The 3,792-nt window shown below is 46.0% G+C and carries 3 protein-coding genes; 2 read left to right on the top strand and 1 reads right to left on the bottom strand.

The window, feature by feature from the left end; all coding sequences use genetic code 11:
* On the bottom strand, positions 1-1,489 hold a 1,489-nt coding region (locus WBA23_RS18150), incomplete at its 3' end, for a YfbK domain-containing protein (protein ID WP_424583695.1).
* Positions 1,490-1,621: 132 nt separating this feature from the next.
* On the opposite strand from WBA23_RS18150, the gene WBA23_RS18145 reads away from it, so the two are divergent.
* A complete protein-coding gene (locus WBA23_RS18145) occupies positions 1,622-2,179 on the top strand; it encodes an RNA polymerase sigma factor (protein WP_424583694.1) in 558 nt (185 codons plus the stop codon).
* On the top strand, positions 2,172-3,422 hold the full coding sequence (locus WBA23_RS18140; protein ID WP_424583693.1) for a TonB family protein: 1,251 nt from the start codon (positions 2,172-2,174) through the stop codon (positions 3,420-3,422). Before WBA23_RS18145 ends, WBA23_RS18140 begins: the two co-directional genes overlap by 8 nt.
* Positions 3,423-3,792: the final 370 nt, after the last annotated feature.

Raw genomic sequence — 3,792 nt, 5'->3', positions numbered from 1 at the left:
CGGTATGGCCGGAACCTAGCTCACCCGCGTCTTTCTTGTCATTGTTAAAGTCTTCGCTGCGCAGAGCCCGGTTCTCGTAGCCAATCAGGCGGTAGCCCTGCACCTTGGCGGGGTTAAACTCTAGCTGAAACTTCACATCTTTAGCAATGGTGAATAGCGTACCGCCAAATTCGCTAACCAGTACCTTCTTGGCTTCCTGAATATTGTCAATGTAGGCGTAGTTGCCGTTGCCCTTGTCAGCCAATAGCTCCATTTTAGAGTCTTTATAGTTGCCCATTCCAAAACCTAACACGGTCAAGAATATACCGTCCTGTCGTTTTTTCTCAATCATTCGCTCCAGGGCGGCATTGCTAGATTCTCCAATATTAAAATCTCCGTCGGTAGCTAGGATAATCCGGTTATTCCCGCCCTCCTGAAAATTCTTCTTGGCAATATTGTAAGCTAGTTCAATGCCTGCGCCACCAGCCGTAGAACCTCCTGCCTGTAGTCGATCCAGGGCTTCTTTAATCTTGGCTTTCTCACTGCCTGAAGTAGATTCCAGTACCACACCCGCGGCTCCAGCGTATACCACCATCGCTACTCGATCCTGCGGCCGCAACTGGTCAGTCAGCATTCGGAAGGCTTTTTTTAGTAGCGGAAGTTTGGTAGAATAATCCATTGAGCCGGATACATCAACCAGAAATACCAGATTGGAAGGTGGTAAATTCTCCGTAGCAACCTTTTCACCTTGCAAACCGATTTTTAGCAAGTGATGCTGTGGGTTCCAGGGGCAGATTACCAGTTCGGGATTGATAGAGAAGGGATCGTCGCCAGTGGGTTGCGGATAATCGTAGCTGAAGTAGTTCACCATTTCTTCAATACGTACCGCATCGGTAGGCGGCATTTCCCCCTGATTGATAAACCGACGGATGTTGCCGTAGGAGGCAGCATCTACGTCAATAGAAAACGTAGAAAGTGGATTCTGAGACGATGCCAAAAACGGATTTTCCCGAATAGTAGCGTACTCTTCGGTATTGAATTCCGGCGGCTGTTCCCCTTCGGTTGGAGGATAATACACATCGCTTTCCTCTTCAATCATCTCGTACATGGCTGGTGCAGACGCAACCGAATTCATTATTCGTACATTTGCTCCAGTAACTGCTCGTTTACGGTGAGTGCCGTAGCCTACCACCATTACTTCTTCCAAAGCAGCAATATCAGCCACCAATTGTACATTAACTATTGATTTTCCTTTTACTTCTATTTCCTGAGAAGCATATCCTACAGTGCTAAATACTAACACATCTTGCTTGGATACATTTTCTATTTGGTACTGACCGTTTGTATCGGTAATCGTCCCATTGTTTGCACCTTTCACTAGGACATTTACCCCCGGCAACGCTGAGGCATTAGCGGCATCAGTTACCGCTCCGGTAATAGTTTTGGTTGAATTGGGTTGCCAAGTGAATGCCGTAAGCAATCCCAGCAAAATTATCATCATCGTTTTCATAAAAATATGGTTTCGTTTCTTAGAGGATGCTGCGATTGGTTAAATTCCACACCGAACCCTAAAAAAACTTTTTTTTGTTCTACTTATGGAATTGGGAAGTGATTTGCATCCTGCTAGTGTAGTTGTTACCGTATGCTCTTTAAACGACGCGCCAATAAAGTTTTAGATGATGCAGCGCTGTTACGAAAGTATCAGGCAACGGGTGAGCTCCCGGTATTGGGTGAGCTTTATGAAAGCTACATGTCACTGGTGTACGGAGTGTGCCTGAAATATTTTAAAACCAAAGAAGATAGTCAGGATGCAGTGATGCAAATCTTTGAAAAGTTGGTTGATCGGCTACAAACTGAGGAAGTGCGAGACTTTAAACCCTGGTTGTACGTGGTTACGCGCAACTATTGCCTGATGCAACTGCGAAAAACGAAAGCGCAGTTAGTTTCACTCAATGGGCATACGGACTACTTGTCAGAAGAAGAGAATGAGAACTTATCAGAAGAACAGTGGCAGCTACTATCGCAGGGGTTGGGTCAACTACCTACTGAGCAACAACACTGCTTACAGCTATTTTACTTACAACAACAGTCGTATCAAACCATTGCCGAGCAAACGGGCTACGAATTAAAACAGGTGAAGAGCCACATTCAGAATGGCCGACGTAATTTGAAAATCTTTGTGGAGAAACACCATGAATAAACCACAGTACGATATTGATGAAGCTTGGGTAGATCGCTATCGGGCGGGAAAACTTTCGGCAGAGGAGCAGCTTTGGCTGAAGGAAAATCCGTTTGAGGCAGAAGCACTAGAAGGGCTAGCTCAAACCGCTGACTGGTCGGCGGATATACCCACTTTACAGCGAGAACTTAGGGAGAGAACTACGAAGCGAGCTACGCTTTGGACAACCTACGGACGCTACGCCGCCACAGTAGCCATTCTGCTGGTGGTGGGATGGTTCGTTTACCAAGCTACACTGCCTGAAGCACCTGCTGAACAAGCAGCTTACGAAATGCAACCGGACGCCCCGGACGTTACTGAAGAAGCTCCCCTAGCGCTAACTGTTCCGGATCGAATCGAAAGCAAGAAAGCCACGTCGGCGGTAAGTAATACTCAGCCCAGCCCAACCCAAAAAGAAATAAAACCGGTTCTGATACCGGAACAAGAAGCAGTTGCGTTACTATCGCCCACAGCACCAAAGGGTGTAGCGGTGAAAGAAATTCAAGAAGAAACCGAGAAATTGGTGGAAGAAGAATTTGGTGAAGCCGAAGCCGATTTTACAGCACCAAAACGCAAGCGGACTCAAGCCAGGTTGGCGGCACCGGTGGGCAGGTCGGATCAAACTGCTGACCGCCCGGTAGTAGGCACCGTATATTCCGCCCAAGACCAAATGCCCATTCCAGGGGTGAATGTTTTGGTGAAAGGTACTATCCTCGGAACAACCACCGATGTCAACGGTCGGTTTCAGGTAGCGGTACCCGACAGTAGTAGTGAACTACTGATTGCTTCTGTTGGCTACCGATCCGAAGAAGTAGTGGTGAATCAGCAGGATTCTGTAACCGTTCAGTTGGAGGCAGATGTACAAGCCCTCAGCGAAGTAGTAGTGATTGGGTACGGAACCCTGAAAGAAGGTTCTACCATCTCTCGTTCAGCCCAACCCCTACCTTCGCGAAAGAAGTTTCGCGCTTACTTACAAGAGAATCTACAGTATCCGGAAGAAGCTCGTCGGCAAGGTATTGAAGGTAATGTGAAAGTACAATTTATTGTGAAAGCTGACGGGGAGTTAGCAAATTTCACCATTAAAAAGAGCTTGAGCCACGGCTGTGATGAAGAAGCTATTCGGTTAATTCAAGCCAGGCCAAACTGGCAACCTGCCCTTCAAGATGGAGAAGCGCAAGATCAAGCAGTGACGGTGAAGGTACGGTTTAAGTTACAAGCTAAATAGGGCTCTCTAACAAAAATGGTGGATTATGTATCCTCGGAGTCATCTGCGAGTAATCATGTAACGCTAACCACGTGATTTTCTTCTCCCGAACTGCTACGAGAACATTCGCTTTACTAAATTTATTTGTACTTTTCAGAAGTAGATTTTCACAAGTTATTACTCGAGTAATAGGCTATACTGGATGCTGCCATTTAGTATCCGTGAGTGGATATACGAATATTACTATAATGTAAATATACGTATGTCGCATATCCAGAAGTTCTACGGCATTAAAAGGAAACAATGGGATTAGATATAACACATTACAAATTAACCCTTGAAGAACCGAACGTTGTTAACTCAATGAATGTAGGAAGGAATCTGTTGTATG

The sequence above is a fragment of the Tunicatimonas sp. genome (assembly GCF_049647865.1).
In the GTDB taxonomy this organism is placed as follows: domain Bacteria; phylum Bacteroidota; class Bacteroidia; order Cytophagales; family Cyclobacteriaceae; genus Tunicatimonas.
This window is presented reverse-complemented; position numbering and strand designations above follow the sequence as displayed.

Excerpts from the sequence above, each read along its gene's own strand:
- WBA23_RS18140 (WP_424583693.1), top strand. The coding sequence starts at position 2,172 with ATGAATAAACCACAGTACGATATTGATGAAGCTTGGGTAGATCGCTAT.
- WBA23_RS18145 (WP_424583694.1), top strand. The coding sequence starts at position 1,622 with ATGCTCTTTAAACGACGCGCCAATAAAGTTTTAGATGATGCAGCGCTG.